Annotated in this window: 21 protein-coding genes; 9 read left to right on the top strand and 12 right to left on the bottom strand. The window is 70.9% G+C overall.

The genetic code is table 11. The features are described 5' to 3' along the window. The first annotated feature begins 34 nt into the window (after positions 1–34). Positions 35–823 carry a GAF domain-containing protein gene (locus tag ACX80L_RS06510; protein WP_459288442.1) on the top strand — a complete coding sequence of 263 codons (789 nt, stop codon included), beginning with the start codon at positions 35–37 and terminating at the stop codon, positions 821–823. Positions 824–833: 10 nt separating this feature from the next. Here ACX80L_RS06510 and ACX80L_RS06505 read toward each other — a convergent pair whose 3' ends face one another. Next, entirely contained in the window at positions 834–1,550 is a 717-nt protein-coding gene (locus ACX80L_RS06505) for a GAF and ANTAR domain-containing protein (RefSeq protein WP_459288440.1), read from the bottom strand. A 265-nt stretch (positions 1,551–1,815) separates the two neighbouring features. On the opposite strand from ACX80L_RS06505, the gene ACX80L_RS06500 reads away from it, so the two are divergent. After that, positions 1,816–2,556, top strand: a complete 741-nt coding sequence (locus tag ACX80L_RS06500; RefSeq protein WP_459288439.1) for a GAF and ANTAR domain-containing protein — start codon at positions 1,816–1,818, stop codon at positions 2,554–2,556. Between the two features lie 36 nt (positions 2,557–2,592). Here the strand turns inward: ACX80L_RS06500 and ACX80L_RS06495 are convergent, their stop codons facing one another. Both ACX80L_RS06495 and ACX80L_RS06490 read right to left on the bottom strand, forming a co-directional pair. Then, on the bottom strand, positions 2,593–3,303 hold the full coding sequence (locus tag ACX80L_RS06495; protein WP_459288438.1) for a GAF and ANTAR domain-containing protein: 711 nt from the start codon (positions 3,301–3,303) through the stop codon (positions 2,593–2,595). A gap of 78 nt (positions 3,304–3,381) precedes the next feature. After that, a complete protein-coding gene (locus ACX80L_RS06490) occupies positions 3,382–4,287 on the bottom strand; it encodes a hypothetical protein (RefSeq protein WP_459288437.1) in 906 nt (301 codons plus the stop codon). 265 nt (positions 4,288–4,552) lie between these two features. Here ACX80L_RS06490 and ACX80L_RS06485 point away from each other — a divergent pair, with 265 nt between their 5' ends. Further along, positions 4,553–5,362, top strand: coding sequence for a hemerythrin domain-containing protein (locus ACX80L_RS06485; RefSeq protein ID WP_459288435.1), 810 nt, complete (start codon positions 4,553–4,555; stop codon positions 5,360–5,362). Between the two features lie 136 nt (positions 5,363–5,498). After that, the gene (locus tag ACX80L_RS06480) at positions 5,499–5,654 is read left to right on the top strand and encodes a hypothetical protein (protein WP_208739579.1); all 156 of its coding nucleotides are present in this window, start codon (positions 5,499–5,501) and stop codon (positions 5,652–5,654) included. Positions 5,655–5,702: 48 nt separating this feature from the next. On the opposite strand, the gene ACX80L_RS06475 is transcribed toward ACX80L_RS06480, so the two are convergent. Then, positions 5,703–5,936 carry a hypothetical protein gene (locus ACX80L_RS06475; protein ID WP_133082679.1) on the bottom strand — a complete coding sequence of 78 codons (234 nt, stop codon included), beginning with the start codon at positions 5,934–5,936 and terminating at the stop codon, positions 5,703–5,705. Between the two features lie 102 nt (positions 5,937–6,038). Further along, positions 6,039–6,485: a hypothetical protein gene (locus ACX80L_RS06470; protein ID WP_133082680.1), complete on the bottom strand. Its 447-nt coding sequence runs from the start codon at positions 6,483–6,485 to the stop codon at positions 6,039–6,041. Positions 6,486–6,560: 75 nt separating this feature from the next. Here ACX80L_RS06470 and ACX80L_RS06465 point away from each other — a divergent pair, with 75 nt between their 5' ends. Further along, a complete protein-coding gene (locus ACX80L_RS06465; protein ID WP_459288433.1) occupies positions 6,561–7,373 on the top strand; it encodes an SDR family oxidoreductase in 813 nt (270 codons plus the stop codon). A 43-nt stretch (positions 7,374–7,416) separates the two neighbouring features. Here the strand turns inward: ACX80L_RS06465 and ACX80L_RS06460 are convergent, their stop codons facing one another. From ACX80L_RS06460 to ACX80L_RS06445, 4 genes are all read right to left on the bottom strand, one after another. Then, complete coding sequence (locus ACX80L_RS06460; RefSeq protein ID WP_459288431.1) at positions 7,417–8,337, bottom strand: carbohydrate ABC transporter permease; 921 nt, start codon at positions 8,335–8,337, stop codon at positions 7,417–7,419. 28 nt (positions 8,338–8,365) lie between these two features. Next, positions 8,366–9,334, bottom strand: a complete 969-nt coding sequence (locus tag ACX80L_RS06455) for a carbohydrate ABC transporter permease (RefSeq protein ID WP_459288430.1) — start codon at positions 9,332–9,334, stop codon at positions 8,366–8,368. After that, complete coding sequence (locus ACX80L_RS06450) at positions 9,334–10,644, bottom strand: ABC transporter substrate-binding protein (RefSeq protein WP_459288428.1); 1,311 nt, start codon at positions 10,642–10,644, stop codon at positions 9,334–9,336. The genes ACX80L_RS06455 and ACX80L_RS06450 overlap by 1 nt, the downstream gene beginning before the upstream one ends. Before the next feature lie 281 nt (positions 10,645–10,925). Next, positions 10,926–11,900 (bottom strand): aldo/keto reductase, encoded by a 975-nt coding sequence (locus ACX80L_RS06445; protein ID WP_459288426.1) that lies wholly within the window; start codon positions 11,898–11,900, stop codon positions 10,926–10,928. Between the two features lie 136 nt (positions 11,901–12,036). Between ACX80L_RS06445 and ACX80L_RS06440 the strand changes: the two genes are divergently transcribed. Further along, entirely contained in the window at positions 12,037–13,335 is a 1,299-nt protein-coding gene (locus ACX80L_RS06440; RefSeq protein WP_459288424.1) for an AI-2E family transporter, read from the top strand. Then, positions 13,332–14,312, top strand: coding sequence for an NAD(P)-dependent oxidoreductase (locus tag ACX80L_RS06435; protein ID WP_133082686.1), 981 nt, complete (start codon positions 13,332–13,334; stop codon positions 14,310–14,312). Before ACX80L_RS06440 ends, ACX80L_RS06435 begins: the two co-directional genes overlap by 4 nt. Here the strand turns inward: ACX80L_RS06435 and ACX80L_RS06430 are convergent. Further along, positions 14,309–15,250, bottom strand: a complete 942-nt coding sequence (locus ACX80L_RS06430) for an NAD-dependent epimerase/dehydratase family protein (protein WP_459288422.1) — start codon at positions 15,248–15,250, stop codon at positions 14,309–14,311. The genes ACX80L_RS06435 and ACX80L_RS06430 overlap by 4 nt on opposite strands. Before the next feature lie 132 nt (positions 15,251–15,382). Here ACX80L_RS06430 and ACX80L_RS06425 point away from each other — a divergent pair, with 132 nt between their 5' ends. Together ACX80L_RS06425 and ACX80L_RS06420 are read left to right on the top strand one after the other, a co-directional pair. Next, positions 15,383–16,105 (top strand): TetR/AcrR family transcriptional regulator, encoded by a 723-nt coding sequence (locus ACX80L_RS06425; RefSeq protein WP_459288420.1) that lies wholly within the window; start codon positions 15,383–15,385, stop codon positions 16,103–16,105. 297 nt (positions 16,106–16,402) lie between these two features. Next, complete coding sequence (locus ACX80L_RS06420; RefSeq protein WP_459288418.1) at positions 16,403–17,656, top strand: glycosyltransferase 87 family protein; 1,254 nt, start codon at positions 16,403–16,405, stop codon at positions 17,654–17,656. Here the strand turns inward: ACX80L_RS06420 and ACX80L_RS06415 are convergent. After that, positions 17,643–18,488, bottom strand: a complete 846-nt coding sequence (locus ACX80L_RS06415; RefSeq protein WP_459288416.1) for an SDR family oxidoreductase — start codon at positions 18,486–18,488, stop codon at positions 17,643–17,645. The genes ACX80L_RS06420 and ACX80L_RS06415 overlap by 14 nt on opposite strands. Before the next feature lie 83 nt (positions 18,489–18,571). Further along, complete coding sequence (gene glsA / locus ACX80L_RS06410; protein WP_459288414.1) at positions 18,572–20,386, bottom strand: glutaminase A; 1,815 nt, start codon at positions 20,384–20,386, stop codon at positions 18,572–18,574. Positions 20,387–20,402 lie beyond the last annotated feature (16 nt).

Here is a 20,402-nt window from a genome sequence, read left to right as displayed (position 1 = left end):
AGGACATGGAGTGGACCGGGTCCAGCGACAGAGTATGCTCGACGCGCTGTCGCTGTGCAACCTCCCCCTCGACCAGGTGTGGCTCCACTACTGCGGCAACGGCGGCCACCTCGGGGAGGCACGGATCGACCTCTTCCTCAAGGGCGGGGCACGCCTGCCGGCCCTCGAGCGTGACATCCTCGCGCACGCGATCAACGAGATGCTCTGGGACCGGCAGCTTCCCAGCCTCGTACCCTACGTGCTCCCGCCCGTCGTGGACGGAGGCACCGACGGCCCCGGGATCAGCGCCGCCGCAGCATGGTTGCTCACCGACGACGAGGCGGAGGGCGAGCGGTTGAAGTCCCTCGCCGCGACAGGCCTGGTGCACAGCGGTCCTGTCCCCGTGCTCGACGCCCTGGTGGAGGAGGCGCGGGACGCCTTCGGCGTGAGCTCCGCGAGCGTGTCCGTGATCGGCGCGGACCACCAGCACCTGAAGTCCTCGATCGGGCCACTCCGTCGGCACCTGCCGCGGAGGGAGGCCTTCTGCGACGAGACGATCCGGACGGCGTATCCGCTGGTGGTTACCGACACCCATGCGGACGGCCGCTTCAGCGACCACCCGCTCGTCGTCGACGAACCGTACCTGAGGTTCTACGCGGGCCACCCGCTCCAGGGCCCCGGCGGCTGGAACATCGGCACCTTCTGCATCCTCGACCAGCGTCCCCAACCCTTCCCGGGGGAGAAGCAGCGGTTCCTCCGCTCCTTCGTCCGCCGTGCCCAGCAGGAGATCGGTCGCTCTCGCCACGCCGAGGAAGCGCGCCGCCGCGACGCGACGAGGAACTGAGCCGCAAGGATCAGGGGGTGTGCGCCGTGCCGCCGGTCAGCTCGAGCGCGACGTCCGCGACGGAGCGCCTGGCCTGCTCCGCCCGGGAGACCAGCTCACGGAACGCGCTGCGGTCGTCGATGCCGAGCTGGGCCATCAGGATGCCCTTCGCCATGCCGATGCGGTCGCGCATCTGCAGGGCGGTCGCCAGTTCCGACCGGATCTGGCGCGGAGTCTCCGTCGTCTGGACGTGACTGAGGAGGGCCGCGGCAGGAACGGCGAAACGCATCAGCGCGCGCTCGGTGGCCTCGTCGAAGGCGCCGGCCCGGGTGGAGTACACCTTCATGGCCCCGATTGTCGTGCTGCCCTGGATCAGGGGCACGCTCTGGCAGGACCGCACCCCCATGGCGGCGGCGGCCTCGGCCCATCGCGGCCACAGCTGGTCGGCGGCGGTGGTGTCGTCCGCGCGGACGGGTGCGCTCCTGGACCAGGCGGTGAGGCAGGGACCCTCGGAGAACTCGTACTGCAGTTCGTCGGCGCGGCGGACCAGGGTATCGGTGGCGCCGGTGCTCGTGCGCTCCCCGCGGTGGATCAGGGACACGCCGGCCCCGACCGCGCCGGGGATGAGGTCGCGTGCAGCTTCGGCGAGCAGGTCGACAGCGTGCTGCACGGTCTCTTCGGTGAGGAGGAGGCCACGGACGCGGCCGAAGACCACGGCCAGTTCGTTGAGATTGGGCTCTGAGTGCAAGATAAGCCTCGGGATGTCCAGGTGCCGGCCATGCCGGCACTATGCCGTGCCCACTTCTGGACACGTCAAAGATAGTCAACGGGTGGAAGCGAGGCAAATTGCCCGGCCCCGATACCCGATGCTTCGTCGGTCAGGTCGATCTCGTCCTCTGCGTCTGTCCTCACGCCGCTCCACTCGCTAGCATTGTCGGTAGTTGTTCAGCAGCCAGCAGCTTCCTGATCGTCGCGCCCGCCTCAAGGGCGTTGCAGTGCAAGGGGGACATGTCATGGGCGAGGCGTTGGACTTCCTGCCCGGAACGGATGCAAGGAGCCTGCTCCAGGACCTGCTGGTGGTGAGCGCCGGCCTCGACGAGTTCCTCGACGGGCTCGTGGGTGCCGCGGCGGCCGTGCTCTCGGACGAGCATTCCGAGACCCTGACCAGCGTCACCCTCCTGCGTCCCCGGAGCAAGGCCACCATAGCGAGCAGCTGCCAGACGGCCCGCCGACTCGCGGACATCCAGTACCGGTTCGACGACGGCCCCTGCATGAGGGCGGCAGCCACGGGCCGGACCGTAGATGTGCTGGACTTCGCCGCTGACGGCACCTTCCCGCTCTACGCCTCCGCGGCCCTGCAGCGCGGCATCCGCTCCAGCCTCGGTGTCCCCGTCCCGCTGGACGGGCCGGAGAGTGTCGCGGTCACCTACTATTCCCGCGAGCCGGGTGCGTTCCCCGAGGAGAAGGTGGAGCGGGCGGAACACTTCGCCGCGGAGGCGTCCACGCCCCTGCGCCTCGCTCTCCGCCTCGCGCGGCTCACGGAGCGGGCGGAGCACCTCGCCGCGGCCATGGAGTCACGCACGACCATCGACCTGGCAGCGGGAATCATCATGGCGCAGAACCGGTGCGGCCAGGAGGAGGCGATCGAGATCCCGCGTGCAGCCTCGAGTTCCCGCAACATGAAGCTCCGCGATCTTGCCTCGAGTGTCCTCACGAGCACGGTCGATGCGCCGGTCAGCACGCACTTCGACTGAGCGCCGGGATCATCGACACGAGCGGTGCGTCTCCGGTCAGGGGTGTTGGGTGGCGGAATTCACGACGCGTTCGGCGACCAGTCGGAGCTTCATGTTCCGGCTGCTGGCGGCCCGTTGCAGGATCGCCATGGCGTCGGCCTGGGAGCACTTGTTCTGGAACATGATGATCCCGACCGCGGTGTTGATGGTCTGTCGGGAGGCGAGCGCCGCTTCCAGGTTGTGGTTCTCGTCGTCCGCCGACGCGGCGCGCACGGCGAACCGCAGCGACGACGACGCCGCCTCGGCCAGCGCTTCGGCGGCCTTGATGGCTGCCGATGGAAAGGCATCGGGCTGGGCGGCGTACAGATTGAGAGCCGCACGTCCGCTGTCCTCCAGGGCGAACGAGACACCCAGGATCGATCGGACCCGGCGGGTGTCGAGCCGCTCGAGGTACACGGGCCAGCGCGCATCCCGGACGGTGTCCGGGCAGTACACCGAGCGTTCCGTCATGGCGGCCTCGAGGCACGGGCCCTCGTGGAAACGGTTCTGGAACTCGTCGGCCTGCCGTGCGACGGCGTCGCTCGCTGCCAGGGTGCCGGCTTTCCGACGCCGGACGAGCGTGATGGCACAGGATACGGGAACCGCTCCGGAGAGCCGCTCCGCCGCCATGACGGCGAACTCGTCGAGGAACTCCTGGATACCCGCCGTCTCGGTCAGGAGGGAGAACAGCTCGTCATTGACGTCGCTCAGTACTTCCTGCTCGGTCACAGCTCTTCCCTCGGCCTGGCGGATACTCCTGATCTCGGTTCTAGCCTACGCCGTTGCCCGGGCCGGCGAGGGAGCCGTTCAGGGGCTCAGGGCGCGGACCTGAGCCGCGGCGGCCTCTTCCGCCTTCGTCGCCCGCGCGAGGGCGCGGTCGGCGGACGCCGCCTCCCGATCGAGGGCAGCCGCCTCGGCGTCGACGTCGGTGATCTCCCGGCGGAGTGCGTCGAGGCGTTCCTCGAGATCCTCGATGGAGGCCGTCAGCCCATCGCGCCGCACGACGAGCCGCCGGGATTTCTGCTGCAGCCCCGCCGCTGCCTCCTCGGCCTCCATCCGCTCGTGCTGAGCGGCCGCGAACCGCGCGTCGGCTTCCTTCCGCCGGCGTGCAGGGACCGCGGTCGGCTCCGGCGTCCGGTGACACGGGCCCGCGGCGCCCGTGTCGGTCGCGTCGTCCGTCGCCGTCGTCTCCCCGTCCGCGGGTGGAGTGAAGGGGCCGGCCACCGCGCCCTCGAGGTCCACGGGATCCCAGCCGGTGACCTCGAGCGTCCGGACGAGCCGGCCGGTGAGTACCGCCGCAGCCGCCGCAGGATCCGCGAGGGCGGCCCGCAGGGTCTGCTCGACGCCGGGCAGGGCTGCGGGGCCGATGGTGTGCCCGATCTCCGCGGCGGCATCGAGGGACTGCCGCGCGACGGCGGTGAGGAGGCGCTGTCGCTGCTGGCCCAACGCGTTCAGTTGGGCACGGTCGAGGCTGTCCTGCGCCTCCCTGAGCGAGGCACCGAGCTCGAGCACCTGCTCCACCTCGTTGCGCCGGCGATCGACGAGGACGTTGACGAGCCAGGCCGCCGCGGCCGGCTTGGGTAGCTTCCGCAGGGTCGCAGCGAGGTCCCTGGCGCCCTCCCCGGTTGCTTCCTTCGCCGCGGTGTTCCGGGCCTCCGTGAATCGATCGAGCGGCAGGACGTACAGGGCCTCTGCCTGTTCCACGAGGTCCATGGGGCTGCGGTGTCCTTTCGTGGTGCTCGTTACGGCCGCCCCGGGCGGGCCGGCCGCCGTCGTCGGGGGAGGGGCAGCGGCACCCGTGCGACCAGCGAGGGCCGGACCACGGGCCCGGACTCTCACCGGGGAGCACGCCCGATTATAGGCACCGGACATCGGCGGCGACAGGGGAGCGCGCTCCTGTTCCCGACGGCGGCGGGCGGGTAGAGATGGGAGGGGTGCCATCCCGGCACCGCCTTCCGTACGGCCCCAGGGAGACTCCGTGTACACCTCGGTTGCAGACCAGACCACCGAACAGCTCGGTGGGCCGCTCAGCGTGCTCGTCCGCCAGAAGCGGGACCACGTGAGGCTGAGCGCGTTGCTCGAGCAGCTGCGCGGGACGTCCGGCGAGACCCAGGCCGACGTGCTGCTCGACATCTACCGGCTGGTGTTCCCCCACGCGTTCGCGGAGGAATCCGTCCTGTGGCCCGTGATGCGCAGGGTCCTGCCCGACGGCGGCGAGCTCACGCTGGAGGTGGAGCGCGAGCACCAGGAGGTCAACGAGCTGGTGCAGAAGCTCGAAGGACTCCCGGACGGCTCCACCGAACGGGCGGATGTCCTCGGGCGGCTCGCCGAGGTGCTCGACGACGACGTCCGTGACGAGGAGGACTCCCTCTTCCCCCGGCTGCAGGCCCGGGTCTCCCGCCGGGAGCTGCAGGTGCTCGGCGTCCTGTGGGAGGTGGTGCGGCGCATCGCGCCGACGCGGGCCCACCCCGTGGTGGCACGGCGCCCGCCCGGCAACGTCGTCGCCGCCCTGCCGCTGTCCGTCCTCGACCGGGGACGTGATGCCGTGGACCACGCGCTCCTCGGCGCTCCCGGGAGCCTCGTCCCCGCGCTCCACCGGATCAGTTCGGCACTGGCGCGGGCCTCCCACGCCGTCGAGCTGCTGCCGATCATGCGCTCCGGCGAGGACCCCTCCACGCGGTACGTCGCCGGCAGGCCGCCGTTCCCCTGGGTTGCCGTCCTCGTCTGCCTCGCTGCGGCGGGGCTGGTCGGCGCCGGGGCCCGGCGCGTCCTCCGGCGGAACGGTTGAGCCCTGGCGTTGCCGGTGTCCATCCGGCGGAGTCGCGACGGCCGGTGGTGGCGCAGGACAGGCAAGCGGTGTGTACTGGGGTCTTCGCGGATGCGTGGGCATGTCGCGGACCTGATGCACGGAAAGGACCCGCCCTATGGAAGCACGATGCCCCAGCTGCGGATCGGCCCTGATCGAACTGAGCGAGGACCAATGGCCGGCGGAGGGGCCGGTGCCCGACGGGACCCTCGCCGTCTTCCAGTGTGAGCAGAACCACAGGATCCTCGTGGGGGAGACGCAGGTCCAGGCGTAGGCCGCACGATCCGATCGGGACGTGGCGGGCGCCCCTGGCCGCCCTGCCCTAGGCGCCGGTACCGCCGGCGTCCCGGATGATGCGCGTCAGCTCGTCCCGCAGGGCCACTGCCTCGTCGACCGTGAGCTGGAGGCGATCGCCCTGCTCCATCCAGCCCACGCTGATGGTCGGCCTGCCCTGGTCGTCGGGCGAGGGGGACAGCCCGACCGCCAGGGCCCGGCCCCCCGTCCGTGTCACGTCACCGACGATCAGTTCGCCGCCGTCGTCCTCTGCAACTGCCATGATTCCTCCTGCAGGTCCTGTGCTGTTCCTCCCATGCTGGCGGGACGCGGACGGCGGTGTCCACTCTTTGTTCCGCATCGGGGCGCCGGACGCCGTCGGTGCCTAGCCGGCATCCGCCGCACGGAGTGCGAGGTTGGGGTGCAGCAATTCGAAGCCCTCGTCGGTCAGCGCATTCCGATCGATGTCGTCCGGCAGCAGCACCACGGTGGCCCTGCTGTCGCGGATCGTGGCGCCTGCGCTCCCGGGTACGAGCGGCGCGCATTCCAGACCGACCCCGATGCCCTCCTCGACGAGGAGGCAGGCTATGTCGTCGCTGCCGGTGCCGGCCGTCGGCCTGGCTGCGAAGTACTCGACACCGTCGCGTTCGGCGAGGAAGCGGGTGGTCGAGAGGTCGATGCCGTCGAGATCCGTCCGGATGGTGAGGACGTCCTGGTCCGTCTGGTCCCGATCGAGGACGCCCAGCACCGGCCCCAGGCCGCATGCGGCCAGTCCGAGCAGCACGCTGCAGCATCCGGCGACCAGTGCCGGGCAGCGGGGGATGCGGCGCATTGATCTCCTGGGGGCGGAATCGGGGTGGATGATGCTCCCAGCCTAGCGAACGGGCGCACCCCTAGGCTGGGAGCCATGGAGTCCACCCGTGCCCTGTCCGGTCGTACCTTCGTCGTCACCGGGGTGAGCCGACGCAGGGGCATCGGCTACGCCGTCGCGTCCCGCCTCGCGGGCATGGGCGCGAGCCTGTTCCTGCATTCCTACGCTCCGCACGACGCCGAGCAGCCGTGGGGCGCGGACGACGTCGACCTCGTCGTCGCGGGGATCCGCGGCCTGCTGCAGGACGACGCGCGGCTCGCCCACGCGAGTATCGACCTCTCCCGGCCCGACGGCGGCGAACGGCTCATCGCCGAGGCACGGGACGCGCTCGGACACCTCGACGGGCTCGTGTGCAACCATGCGAGGAGCGGGGGCGACGGCCGGCTCGGTGACATCTCCTGGGAGGACCTCGACGCGCACTGGCAGGTCAACACACGCGCCACGATCCTGGCCACCAGGTACTTCGCGGACCAGCACGACGGCAGGGAGGGTGGCCGCGTTATCTGGCTGACGTCCGGGCAGGTCGCCGGTCCGATGCCCGGCGAGATCGCCTACGCCGCGTCCAAGGCGGCGCTCGCCGGGCTGACGGCGTCGGTCGCCGACGACCTCGTTGACCGGCGCATCCTGCTCAACACCGTCAACCCCGGCCCGGTCAACACCGGGTACCTCGACGAGAACACCGCGGACCGGCCTGCCGAGGTGCTGCAGCAGGTCCTCCGGCACTGCCCGTCCGGGCGCTTCGGCGAGCCCGACGATCCGGCACGGCTCATCGCCTGGCTGCTCGGGGACGAGGGCCGCTGGATGGTGGGCCAGGTCCTGAGTACGGAGGGCGGCTTCCGCCGCTGGTGACCCCGTGCGGACCTCGGCGCCCAGGCAGGCGGCGTCCGCACGACTAGCGGATGCCGCTCCGGGCCAGCCCCTGCACGAAGTACTTCTGGAACGCGAGGAACATGATGACGATCGGCGTGATGGAGACCAGCGCCAGCGCCATGATGGCGCCGTAGTCCGCCCCGTACTGGCCCCGCAGGTACAGGAGGCCGATGGGCAGCGTGAAGAGCTCGCTGTCCTTCAGTGCGATCAGCGGCCAGGCGAAGTCGTTCCACTGGTACATGACGGTGAGCAGGACCAGGACGGCGATGAGCGGCTTGCAGAGCGGCAGGACGATCTGCAGGAAGATCCGGAGGGTCCCGGCGCCGTCGACCTTCGCCGCTTCGATGAGCTCGTCCGGGATGGCGATGATGAACTGGCGTGCCAGGAAGATACCGAACGCCGACGCCGCCGACGGGAGGATGACGGCCCAGAAGGTCCCGTAGATGCCGAGCTGCGTCACGAGGCGGAACTGCGCCACCATCAGCACCTGGACCGGGATCATCATGGTGCTCAGGACGAGCAGGAAGATCGCGCCCTTGCCGCGGAAGTCCAGCTTGGCGAAGGCGTAGCCCGCGAGCAGGTTCACCGTGACGGTGAGGACCGTGACGAACGCGGTGATGACCACGGAGTTCCCGAACCAGGTTGCCGTGGGGAAGCTGCCGAAGACCGTGCGGAAGTTGTCGAGGCTCCACGAGGACGGCCAGATGTGCAGCTCCCTGCTGAAGACGTCGGCGTTCGGCGAGAAGGCGAGCGTGACCATCCAGTAGAGCGGGAACATCATCACCAGCCCGACGGCGACCGCCGTGACCAGGCGGGCGGCTGCGGCCACACGCTGGGCCGGCGGTACATGTCTGACACGCGGTACGAAGCCGCCCGGAGCGTCGTCGGTCCTCGCTGCGGCGGTGCGCGCGCCGTCGTCCTGGAGCGGGAGTGGTCGGGCCATGGGGGGGTCCTGTCCTGGTGGTCCGGGGCTATCCGGCAGTGTCGCGGGAGCGGTTGCCGCGCCACTGGATCGCCGTGAAGAGAAGGGTGAGCAGGAAGATGACGATGCCGATCGCCGCCGCGTAACTCTGGTCGCGCGTGACGAAGCCGTTCTCGTAGGCATAGGTGACCAGCACCGACGTCGAGCGTCCCGGGCCACCGCCGGTCATCACGAAGATCGTGTCGAAGACCTGGAAGGAGTAGATGACGTCCATGATCAGCAGGAAGAACGTGGACGGTCCCACGAGCGGCACCGTCAGGTAGCGGAACTGCTGCCACGGGCCCGCCCCCTCGAGGCGTGCGGCTTCGTAGAGCTCGGGCGAGATGCCCTGCAGGGCGGCCAGGTAGATGACCATGTTGAAGCCGACTCGGATCCACAGGGTCACGAGGATGATCGACGCGAACGCGGCCGACCCCTGCGACTGCCACGGGATGACGGCGAGCCCGCCGTCGCGCAGGAGCTTGTTGACGATCCCGGTGGCCTCGTCGAACAGCAGGACGCCCATCAGGGCCGTCGCCACGCCCGAGATGACCATGGGCAGGTAGATGAGGGTGCGGAACAGCCTCCGCCCGGGAAGGACGGAGTTCATGAGGACGGCGAGGCCCAGCCCGAGGGCGAGGCTGAGCGGCACCGTGATCAGCGTGAAGACCGCGGTGTTCAGGGCGGACTGCCAGAATGTGGGGTCCGCGATAAGGCGTTGGTAGTTCGCGAGCCCCACCCATCCGCTGGCGCCGAAACCGCTGGATTCCTGGAAGCTGATCAGGAAGGCCCAGCCCAGGGGGAGGAACAGGAAGATCCCGAGCAGGACGAGGTTCGGGCCAAGGAAGCCGTAGGAGGCCAGGGTGGCGCGCTGCCGCGACGACACCCGCCGGGTCCTCGCGGCATAGGTGGCGGCCGGGGAGGCGGGTGGATCGGTCCTGCCGGTCGACTCCTCGCGCGCCGACGTGCCGGCGGACATCAGCCGGCTGCCTCGTCGACTGCTGCCGCGATGTTCGCCAGCGTCTCCTCGACCGGCTGGCCCTGGACGAACGCGGCCTCCAGCTGGTCGCGGAGCTTCGGGTTGATGGTCGCCATGGCGGGGGAGGTGAGCTGCTGGACGTCACCCGGTTCGAGCGTCGTCGCCTGCTCCACGAAGATGCCCGCGATGTCGGGCCGCGTCTGGTAGTCGAGGTCGGCGTCCACCAGGCTGGTCAGGGTGGGCAGCTCCATCGCGCGGGCACAGAAATCGGACATCTGGTCCGGTTGCGTCATGAATTTCAGGAACTCCGCGGCGAGGTCGGGATTGCGTGCGTTCTTCGTGGCCACGAGGGCGTTGCCACCGAGATCGCAGGCGCCTCGCTGATCGCGTGGCAGGTAGGTGGCCCCCCACTCGAAGTCGGTGATGGCCTCGTCGAGGCTCGGGAGCACGAAGTTGCCGACGAAGGCCATGGCGGTGGTGCCGGCCGAGAACGCATTGTCGGCGTAGGTCGAGGACTTCACCGAGCTGCTCGGAGGCACCAGGCCGTCGGTGAAGAACCCCTGCGTGAACGCGAGGGCCTTCGCGCCGGCATCGGACTCGATCGCGGATCCGGTCAGGTTCTCGTCGAAGAGCCGTCCCCCCGCCTGGAACAGCCAGCTCAACCAGCGGGTGGACCCGCCCAGCTGCCAGTTGTAGACGAAGGGGAAGAGGTCGTCGGGGAGGGACCCGCGGAGCTGCTCCGCGACCTGGCGGAACTCGTCCCAGGTCCAGGCGGAGTCGAGGCTGTCCGGGACACTGCCGATGCCCGCCTGCTCGAAGAGGTCCGTGCGGTACACGACGGCCGAGGTGTCCGTCTGGTGGGGCACGCCGTAGGGCTTGCCGTCGAACTGGACGGCCTGCCACATCGCGGGGAGGAACTCCTCGCCGGCGGCGGTGTCGAAGTAGCTGCCGAGGTCGAGGAGCTGGTCCTGGCTGCTGTAGGCGCCGATGGTGCCGTAGTCCACGCGGAAGAGGTCCGGAGCCGTGCCGGCCTGCAGCTGGGCGTCGATGTTCGAGAAGATCTGCTCGTAGGGGACGAGGTCGAGCTCGACCTTCGTGCCCGAGTTCGCGGCCTCGAAGGCGGCGATGCCGCGGCGGAAACCCTCCTCCTCGGCGGGGCTGCCCCAGGTAGTGAACGTGAGGGTGTTCTCCCCGCCGTCGTCGCCGCCCTCCGACCCGCCGCCCCCCGAGAATCCCGCGCAGCCGTTGAGCGCTGCCGCCGCTGCGAGGAAGCCTGCACCACCGAGTATCTGCCGTCTGGAAATGGTCATCGATCTGCCTTCCGAGTGAGCGTGGTCACAACGTACAGCACAGCGCCGACAGCGCAACCACCCTTGCTCCCCGGGAGGAGGTGCGCTAGGGCCCGGCCGGTGGCGACCTACCGCTCGAAGACCGCGCGTCCGCCGACCGGGTCACCCCGCCCGAGCCGGCGGTGGAGGCACCGAGGCGGCCTCGGGGGTCGGCGCCTCCGAGGGCACGAGCGGTTCCATGCCGGCCGGGTCGGGGCGGGAGCGGTGAGGGACCACATCCGCTCACGGCGCGAGGACGGACCTCAGAACCCGACGAGGGGGTGGGGCACGTAGTGCTCCTCCAGCGCGCCGACCTCGTCCTCCGTGAGCTCGAGGTCCAGCGAGGCGAGGGCGTCCTCGAGGTGCCGCGGCTTGCCGACGCCGACGATCGGCGCGGAGACCACGGGATTGCGCGACACCCAGGCGAGGGCGACCTGGGCGCGGGTGACCCCGCGCGCCCCGGCGGCGGCCCCGACGGCGTCGGACACGCGCCGGTCCGCGTCCAGGGTGCCGTAGAGGGTCTTGCCGAAGGAGTCCGTCTCGGACCGCGACGTCGTCTCGTCCCACGGGCGCGCCAGCTTCCCGCGCGCGAGCGGGCTCCACGGCAGGACGCCGACGCCCTGGTCCGCGCACAGCCCGTACATCTCGCGCTCCTCCTCGCGATTGATCAGGTTGTAGTGGTCCTGCATCGTGACGAAGCGGGTCCAGCCGTTGATGCGCTGGAGGTAGAGGGCCTTCGAGAACTGCCACGCATACATGGAGGACGCCCCGAGATACCGCACCTTGCCGGCCCGAACGACGTCGTGCAGTGCTTCCAGGGTCTCCTCCAGCGGGGTTCCCGGGTCGAACCGGTGGATCTGGTAGAGATCCACGTAGTCGGTCCTAAGGCGCCGGAGGCTGTTGTCGAGCTCCGCGAAGATCGCCTTGCGGGACAGCCCGGCGCCGTTCGGCCCCTCATGCATGCGGCCGTGCACCTTGGTGGCGATGACGGTCTCCTCGCGGCGGGTGAACTCAGCCAGCGCGCGTCCGACGATCTCCTCGCTCGAGCCGTCGGAGTAGACGTTCGCCGTGTCGAAGAAGTTGATGCCCGCGTCGACCGCGGCACGGATCAGGGGGCGGCTCTCCTCCTCGGTCAGCGTCCAGGGGTGGTTGCCGCGGTCCGGTTCGCCGTAACTCATGCAGCCGAGGGCGAGGGGCGAGATGTCGAGGCCTGTGGAGCCGAGTTTCACGTAGCGCATGCGTTCCCTTTGCTGGCGTCGGAGGTGTTCCTCCACCCTAGCCCGGGCTCCTCCGTCGATCCGAGGGAGGAGCCCGGCGGGTGCAAGCGGCCGGCCCACCCGGCGCCGCCGGCCGGGACTAGGGCAGGATGGCTGTGTGACACCTGCAGACTCCGACAACCCGGCCGACCCGACCTCCGCGCGATCCCGCTCCCGCCGCTGGCGGCTCCCCGCGGCGCCCGCCCCGGCGGAACCGCACGGCTCCTCGGTGGCCCGGCGCTTCCGCCCCCACGCCTTCGCGGAGGGACTGAAGGCCAGTGCCGCCTGGACGGCGCGCAGCATCATCGTCCTGGCAGGACTGGTCATCCTCTGGTACATCACCGGGGCCCTGTGGTCGATCGTGCTGCCCACGCTGTTCGCACTGCTGCTCGCCTCGGTCCTCTGGCCGGTCAACCGGTTCCTGCGCAAGGGCCTCCCGAAGGTGCTCGCCGCCCTCGTGACGCTCTTCGGATTCCTCGGCCTCGTCGGCGGGATCGGAGCGCTGACCGTTCCCTCGATCGCCGGCGGGGTCGCAGACCTCTCGACGCTGGCCCGGGACAATGTCGCCGACCTCGCGGATTTCGTCGCCGGGCCGCCCCTGAACCTGGACGGTGCCAACCTGGACGGGATCGTGGACACCGGCCTGAGCCAGCTGCAGGCGAACGTCGGGAACATCGTCACCGGTATCACCACGGGGCTGAGCGAGCTGACCTCGGGCACCGTCGTCGTGCTGCTGGCGCTCGTCTTCACGTTCTTCTTCCTCAAGGACGGCGACCGCTTCCTGCCCTGGGCGGGGCGGTGGACCAACTCCGCGGCGTACGCCCACGCCGCGAGCATCGCCGGCGGGGCCTGGAAGACGCTGTCCTCCTACATCTTCGCGCAGGCCACCGTGGCGCTCGTGGACGCCGTGTTCATCGGGCTGGGCCTCGTGCTGCTCGACATCCCGCTCGCAGTCCCGCTGGCCGTGCTCGTGTTCTTCTCCGCGTTCATCCCGGTGGTCGGAGCTATCGTCTCCGGCCTCGTCGCGACCCTCGTGGCCTTTCTGGCCTACGGCTGGGTGACGGCACTGATCGTCCTCGGGCTGGTGGTGCTCGTGCAGCAGCTCGAGAGCAACTTCATCCAGCCCCTGCTGGTGGGCCGCACCCTCGAGATCCATCCCGCCGTGGTCCTCGCCTCCGTCACGGCGGGCGGCACGATCTTCGGTATCATCGGCGCCTTCCTCGCCGTCCCCACCACGGCCGTGGGGATCGTGGTGCTGCGGTACCTGCGTGACCTGTCGATCGAGCACCGCCCGGAGACGGGCGTCGCCTCCGGTGATCCCGCCGCCTCGCCGCCTGCCGGCGGGGCCGGCGAGCCTGTACCGGACACGGGCCCGCCCCCGGCCGGCCCCGTGGGGCACCGGTCGGAGCAGTCATGACCGGTCGTCCCGTGGTCGCGGTCCTCGAGGGTGCGACGCCGGTGCGCGGGCTCGAGCGCGTGGCCGAGGTGGCAGAGGTCCGGGTGGCGCAGGCGGCTGGCCTCCCCGGAGCCCTCGACGGCGCCGACGTCCTCTACCTCTGGGACTACTTCTCCGGAGCGCTCCCCGCGGCCTGGCACGCAGCCGGCTCCCTCCGCTGGCTGCACGTCGCGGCCGCCGGCGTGGACAAACTGCTCTTCCCGGGACTCGTGGCCTCCGACGTCGTCGTGACCAACGCCCACGGCATCTTCGACCAGCCGATGGCGGAGTACGTGCTGGGTGCCATGCTCCACGCCGCGAAGGGTTTCGGGCCCCTGCGGGACTCCCAGCGCGAGGCCCGCTGGGCCTGGCGGGAGGGCCGCAACATCGCCGGTTCCCGGGCACTGGTGGTGGGCACGGGCAGCATCGGCCGCCATACCGCACGACTGCTGCGGGCGGTCGGGGTGCGCGTCGAGGGCGCGGGCAGGGTCGCGCTGGAGCACGACGACGATTTCGGCCGCGTGCACGCCGCCGCGGACCTGGCCCGGGTGGTGCCCGGGTTCGACTGGGTCGTCCTGGTGGCCCCCCTGACCCCGTCCACCGAGAACATGATGGGCGCCGAGGCGATCGGGGCGATGAAACCGTCCGCCGTCCTCATCAACGTGGGACGGGGGCGGCTCGTGGACGAGGCGGCCCTCACCGGCCGACTGCGGGCCGGGACGCTCGCCGGAGCGGTCCTCGACACGTTCGCCGTCGAACCGCTGCCCCCGGAGAATCCGTTGTGGTCCCTGCCCACCGTGCTCGTCACGCCGCACATGGCGAGCAATGCCGATTCCTGGCTCGACGACCTCGCCGCGCAGTTCGAGCGGAACTTCCTGCTGTGGGTCGAGGGGCGGCCCCTGCCGGGTGTCGTCGACAAGGCCCTCGGGTACGTGCCCTCCGGGCGTCCGCCCGGCTAGGCCGGTGTGGCGGCCAGCTCTCCGCGCCACCACCGTACGGTCTCGTCGAGGGCGGCCTCCAGCGGCGTGGGTGCGATGCCCAGCAGCCGCTGCGACGACGTCGAGTCCATGACGAACGGCCGGTCGAACTGGTAGGACATCTCGGCCAGCTCCCGCACGGACGGCACGACCACGCCGAGTCCGCGGAACAGCCAGCCCGGTGTCCCCGTCAGGCGGGGTGCGGCGACTCCGGCCGTCGATGCGAAGGCCTCGACGAGCGCGCGCTGCGTGAGGGCGGGGAGGGTCGGGGCGTGCAGCACCCGATCGCGGACGCGCGGCAGTTCGGCCGCCGCGATCATCGCCGCGGCGAGGTCGGGGACGTAGGTGAACGAGTGTGCGGCGTCCGGACTGCCCACGAGCCGGATCGGGCTGCCGTCCAGCACGGCCGGCACCATCCGGTCACCGGCGTGCGCCATCCGCACCCTCGGCCCGAAGAAGTCCGACGCGACCACCGAGACGGTGTCCGTCGCGGACGCTGCCCGCGCCGCCAGCAGGGCCGTCCGGACACCGCGCTTGCCGCCTTCCGCAGCGCGCTCGCCCTGCTCCGTCATCACCTGGTCCGGTCTGCTGTAGGAATACAGGCTCTCGGGGAACACGACGACGGCGCCCTCCCGCCCTGCGGCCTCGAGCACCACGGACTCGGCCGCGGGTAGTTCCCGCTGCCAGGCCGCCGCGGAGTAGGTGCTGCCGTGGATGCAGGAGAAGACCGCGACCGCCCCGGTGATGGCGGTCACGAGGGCGGAGGCGTCGGACACGTCGACGACCAGCTTCTCGACGAGGGGGTGGTCCGGCCCGCTGCCGGACCGTGTCAGGATGCGCACGGAGTCCCCGCGCGCTGCGAGCTGTTCCGCGACGGTCCAGCCGACAGGTCCTGCTCCGGTGACGATGTACTGGCTCATGGTGTGCCTTTCGGGCCGTAGGAGAATGAGAGCAGTGCTCTCGCTTCCAAGGATGCACCCTCCTCCGGATTTGGTCAAGAGCACTGCTCTCAAAAGTTGACACTGCTCTCATCCGGCTGCCAGAGTGACCCCATGGCCGGAACACCGCGCGAACGCGCCCGCGAACAGACACTCAGCGACATCACCCTCATCGGCCGCCGTCAGCTCGGGGAGGTGGGCGCCGCGGCCCTCTCCCTGCGTGCCGTGGCGAGGGAACTCGGCGTCGTCTCCTCGGCCGTCTACCGCTACGTCGCCAACCGCGACGAACTGCTCACGCTCCTCGTGGTCGACGCCTACAGGGAGCTCGGTGACGAGGTCGACGCCGCCGTGGATTCCGCGCCGCAGGCTGCCCTCGGGCGCTTCACGGCACTCGCCGGCGCCGTCCGGGCATGGGCCGTGCGAGAACCGTCACGTTATGCGCTGCTCTACGGCAGCCCCGTCCCCGGCTACGAGGCGCCCGCGGAGCGGACCACGACCCAGGGGACCCGCGTCGTCACGCTGCTCGCGCACATCGTCGACGACGCCTGGCGCGCGGGGGACCTGCACGGCGCCGCCGGACCGGCACCCGCACGACTCGCGGGCGACTACGGCGTCATCCGCGACCAGCTGTCGCTCGCCGCGCCGGACGACGTCCTCGCCGCCACCGTGCAGGCCTGGTCCGCCCTCTTCGGTGCCGTCTCGTTCGAGGTCTTCGGTCAGTACGGCACCGATACGTTCAGCGATCCGGACGCGCTCCACGACTACACGGTCGCGCGACTCGCCGCGCAGCTCGGGCTCCGCGACGTAGGCGAGCAGGACGCCCAGGGAACCGCCTGACTGACGGGCAGCACGGCCGTGGGCCCTGGACCCCGGTCGCCCACCGAGCGGGTGCCGGCCGAGCTCCACCGGGCGGAACTCCTCACCCGCCCGGGGCGGCATGTGCCCGCCCGGGCCGCCCTCGCGCAGGCGGAGGCGCTCGTCGATGCGGCGGAGGGGAAGGGGCCGCGGAGTACCTCGCCTCCACCCGCGAGGTCGTGGCCGAGGGGAGTCCGGCGCGTCCCCGGGGGATTGGCGTCGGCAACGCGGCGGGTGAGACACTGGCGGCTGCCGCCACCCCGCTGATCAGGAGCCGCCGTGCGCATCCGCCTGCCCCGTCCGGAGACCCGCAACAGCGCGCGCCCGGTCTGGCTGTTCTTCGCCCTCGTCCACGCCGGTTTCCTCGCACGCCTGCTGCCGTTCGTCCTCGGGGGCGGAGTGCTCAGTGACATCCGTTTCTACCGTGAGTGGGCGTACCAGGGGCTGGACGACGGCGTCTGGCAGGGGATCGACACCGCCTGGGTGTACCCCGTCGGAGCCCTCGCGCCGATGGTCCTCGCCACCGTCCTCGGCCCGTACCTCTATCAGCTCGCCTGGTTCCTGCTCTTCGCCGCGCTCAACGCCGTCGGCACAGCTGCCCTGGTCCGGCGGCGCACACCGTCGTCGTTCACCGCCGCCTACTGGTGGCTGACGGCGACGGCACTGCTCGGGCCGGTCGCGGTCGGCCGGATCGACGGCCTGACGGCGCCCCTGGTGATCACCGCACTGCTCCTCGTCGCCGCGCGGCCCTTCGTGGCCTCGCTCGTCCTGAGTGCCGCCACCTGGATGAAGGTCTGGCCGGCCGCCGTCGTCCTCGCGGCGCTCGTCGCCGTGCGGAAGGGCCGGCTCCGCATCCTCGGCGCAGGCCTCGCCCTCACCGCCGGCATCGCCGCCGTCGTCGCGCTGACCGGTGACGTCCGCAACCTCACCGGCTTCCTCAGCGCGCAGGGTGCCCGCGGCATGCAGCTCGAGGCGCCGCTCAGCACGCCCGGCGTGTGGCAGGCGATCACGGGGACCTCGGGCGCCTACTTCTTCGAGGACGAGGTCATCAACACCATGGAGGTCCGGGGTGCGCTGAGCGGGGTCGTCGGGGACCTCATGACCCCGCTGATGGCGCTGACAGTCCTCCTGGTCGCCGTGTTCCTCGCGGTCGCCCTGCACCGCGGAGCCCCGGCCGATGCCCTGCTCGCCACGGGGGCGCTGGCGCTGGTGAGTACCCTCGTGGTGTTCAACAAGGTGGGCTCCCCGCAGTTCATGCTGTGGATCGCGGCCGTGATCGCCGGAGGACTCGTGCTCGACCGCGCGTCCGAGTGGCGCTACCCGGCCCTCGCCATGCTGGCTACGGCGGGCCTGACGACCCTCGTGTATCCGGTGTTCTACGACGCCCTGCGCTACGAGCTCGACCCGGCCGTCGCCGTCCTGCTCACGCTCCGGAACCTGCTCGTGGTGAGCATCCTGGTCTGGTCCCTCGTGCGGCTCGGACGCCTGACCGCCCGGGCGCGGATCCCCGCCGCCGCGGCTACGGGTGCCTGACGCCCTGCCCTGCCAGGACGGCGCGGTAGCCCTCCCGGTACGTCGGGTGGGTGAAGGAGAACCCCGTGGACCGGAGCAGGCTGCTGTCCACCCTGCGCGCGCCGCCGCGGGTCGGGGACACCTCGCCGCGGGGCGGCTCCGGCAGGCCGAGCTCTCCGGCGAGGAACTGCAGCACCTCACCGAGGTCCACGGGTAGTTCGTCACTGCCGAGGTAGATGGGTGCGGGAGCGTCGACCGCCGTGACCAGGTGCACGATCGCCGCCGCGGCGTCGTCGCGGTGGATCCGGTTCGTCCACTGCGGTTCCGCCGGCAGCACGGCCGCGCCGGTCCTCACCTGGTCGATCAGGCGGGTGCGGCCCGGCCCGTAGATCCCCGAGAGCCGGAGGACCGTGCCGCGGTCCGAGCGGCGGAGGAGCACCTGCTCGGCCTCGCGGACGAGGCGGGCCGTCGGGGCGGGGCTCTCCGCCGGTGACTCCTCGGTGACCCAGCCGCCGTCGAAATCCCCGTACACCGCGGTGGAGGACACGAAGAGGATGCGGTGCGGCCGGACGCCGTCGCGGTCGAGGGCGTCCAGGACGTTCCGGGTCGCGTCGACATAGGCGCTGCGGTACGCGGCCTCGCTGCGGTCCCCGGCCGCCGTGGCGATGACGACGACGTCGGTGTCGTGCGGGATCGCGGGCAGTGCCTGCGTCAGATCCGCCGCCACGCCCTCGATCCCCGCCGGGATGCGCCCGGGGGAGCGCCGCCACCCGACCACCTGTTCCCCGCGCGCGGCCAGCCGGAGGCCCACCTCGGTCCCGAGGTCTCCGCAGCCCGCTATCAGCACCGTCATCGCGCATCCGTCCTTCGTCTTCGGCCGAGCCCTGGCAGCCGGTCCGTCCGCCAGTCTAGGGCGGGCGGGACCGGCGTCGTCCACTAGTCCCGGATGCGTACCGCGGTCTCCCTCAGGTACAGGTCCACACGCGTGTAGGCGTCCCGCGTCAGGGCCTTCCAGAGTTCGACGGCGAGTCGGGGGTCCTCCTGCTCGATCGTCCGGATGGCCCGGGCCGTCAGCACCTTGACGTGCACCTCCTCCAGGGCCTTGACCGTCGTCTCCTGGCGGTCGTCGCTGCCGAGGGCCAGCTCCCCGAACGTCATCCCCGCGCTCAGGGTGGTCAGCCGGAGCCGCCCGCCGGAGGGGCCGGGGACCGAGGTGGAGATCCTGCCGGAGAGGATGAAGTAGACGCCGCCGAAGGTCTGGCCGACACGGCGAACCACATGGCCCTTCTCGTACGTGCGATCCTCCATCCGCCGGGCCAGGGCCTCGACGTCCTCGTCGCTCAGGGGGCTCAGCGCCGGGCACTGGGCCACCTCCACCTCGGCCGGGAGGACCAGGTCCCCGCCGTAGCGGGTGATCAGTTCGTTCTCGCACCACTCGACCGCGGCGGTGCGCGTGTCGAACGTGGGGACCGCGCGGTCCACGTCCCGGAAGGTCTCCGCGAGCGTGCCTTCGCCGTCGATCAGCACCAGCTCGCGGTTCACCGTCGCGAGGTTCTCACGCACCTCGCCGAGCAGCCGGAGGGAGACGTCCGCGACCTCGTCGACGCGGCGCAGATCGAGGATCACGAAGTCGACGTCGTCGTCCAGGCTGCTGAGCTCCCGGACCATCGATTCGGTGCCGGCGAAGAGCAGGTCACCGTTGAGTTCGATGACCATGGCGCGGTGGCCGTGGTCGCGGAGGACGTCCATCGCCTCGTCGGTCCGCCGGATGCCGGAGGGAGCCGCCGTGATGTCGTAGGTCGCGCGGATGGCCGATCGCCCCGCCCGCGCGGCCCGCACGAAGTGGAGCTCCATGTCGCGGGAGAGCCGCTGGCTGGTCGCCATGCCGCGCACACTGCTGCCGTGGTCGTCGAGGGGTGGCGAATAGACGGCGAGGCCCACCTGACCCGGGAGCACGGCGATGGTGCCGCCGCCCACCCCGCTCTTGGCCGGCATGCCCACCGTGCTGATCCACGAGCCGGCGTCGTCGTACATCCCGCACGTAGTCATGACGGACAGGACCCGCTCCACGGCGGACAGGTCCATCGCCTCGACGCCGGTCAGGGGATTGCGGCCCGAGTTGGCGAGGGTCGCCGCCATGACGGAGAGGTCCATGCAGGTGACCATCACGGAGCACTGGCGGAAGTAGTCCTCCAGAACGGGCGTCGGGTCCTCCTTGATGATGTCGAAGGACCGCAGCAGGTAGGCCAGGGCGCGGTTGCGGTGTCCGTGCTCGAGCTCGGACCGGAAGATCTCCTCGTCCACGCCCAGCTGGCGGCCCGCGAAGGCGGAGTAGGTGTTCACGATGCGGCGGAACCGGGTGTTGCCGCCCCGGGACCGGACGAGGGACGTCGCCGTGAGCGCACCGGCGTTGATCATCGCGTTCGACGGCCGGCCCGTGCCCGGCGCCAGCGAGATCTCGTTGAAGGAGTCGCCGGAGGGCTCAACGTCCACCTTCGCGTCGACGGCCTCCATGCCGAGATCGGAGAGCGCCAGCCCGTAGGTGAAGGGCTTGGAGATCGACTGGATGGTGAACTCCTCGCGGGTGTCACCGACCTCGTACATGTATCCGTCCACGGTGGTCAGGCAGATCCCGAAGTTGTCGGGATCGACGTTCGCCATCGCGGGGATGCTGCTGTACGGCTTGCCGTCCCGCAGTTCGGAGATCTCCCGGTGGATGGTCCTGAGGTAGCTCTCGATCGGCGATTCCATGCTGTCCACCCTACGG

The sequence above is a fragment of the Arthrobacter sp. MDT1-48-3 genome, assembly GCF_054511015.1.
This window is presented reverse-complemented; position numbering and strand designations above follow the sequence as displayed.

Coding starts and splice junctions, on each gene's coding strand:
- ACX80L_RS06430 (WP_459288422.1), bottom strand. CDS start 15,250: ATGAGCCAGTACATCGTCACCGGAGCAGGACCTGTCGGCTGGACCGTC.
- ACX80L_RS06460 (WP_459288431.1), bottom strand. CDS start 8,337: ATGGCCCGACCACTCCCGCTCCAGGACGACGGCGCGCGCACCGCCGCA.
- ACX80L_RS06455 (WP_459288430.1), bottom strand. CDS start 9,334: ATGTCCGCCGGCACGTCGGCGCGCGAGGAGTCGACCGGCAGGACCGAT.
- glsA (WP_459288414.1), bottom strand. CDS start 20,386: ATGGAATCGCCGATCGAGAGCTACCTCAGGACCATCCACCGGGAGATC.
- ACX80L_RS06510 (WP_459288442.1), top strand. CDS start 35: ATGCTCGACGCGCTGTCGCTGTGCAACCTCCCCCTCGACCAGGTGTGG.
- ACX80L_RS06470 (WP_133082680.1), bottom strand. CDS start 6,485: ATGCGCCGCATCCCCCGCTGCCCGGCACTGGTCGCCGGATGCTGCAGC.
- ACX80L_RS06490 (WP_459288437.1), bottom strand. CDS start 4,287: ATGGACCTCGTGGAACAGGCAGAGGCCCTGTACGTCCTGCCGCTCGAT.
- ACX80L_RS06480 (WP_208739579.1), top strand. CDS start 5,499: ATGGAAGCACGATGCCCCAGCTGCGGATCGGCCCTGATCGAACTGAGC.
- ACX80L_RS06435 (WP_133082686.1), top strand. CDS start 13,332: ATGACCGGTCGTCCCGTGGTCGCGGTCCTCGAGGGTGCGACGCCGGTG.
- ACX80L_RS06500 (WP_459288439.1), top strand. CDS start 1,816: ATGGGCGAGGCGTTGGACTTCCTGCCCGGAACGGATGCAAGGAGCCTG.
- ACX80L_RS06475 (WP_133082679.1), bottom strand. CDS start 5,936: ATGGCAGTTGCAGAGGACGACGGCGGCGAACTGATCGTCGGTGACGTG.
- ACX80L_RS06445 (WP_459288426.1), bottom strand. CDS start 11,900: ATGCGCTACGTGAAACTCGGCTCCACAGGCCTCGACATCTCGCCCCTC.
- ACX80L_RS06415 (WP_459288416.1), bottom strand. CDS start 18,488: ATGACGGTGCTGATAGCGGGCTGCGGAGACCTCGGGACCGAGGTGGGC.
- ACX80L_RS06450 (WP_459288428.1), bottom strand. CDS start 10,644: ATGACCATTTCCAGACGGCAGATACTCGGTGGTGCAGGCTTCCTCGCA.
- ACX80L_RS06465 (WP_459288433.1), top strand. CDS start 6,561: ATGGAGTCCACCCGTGCCCTGTCCGGTCGTACCTTCGTCGTCACCGGG.
- ACX80L_RS06425 (WP_459288420.1), top strand. CDS start 15,383: ATGGCCGGAACACCGCGCGAACGCGCCCGCGAACAGACACTCAGCGAC.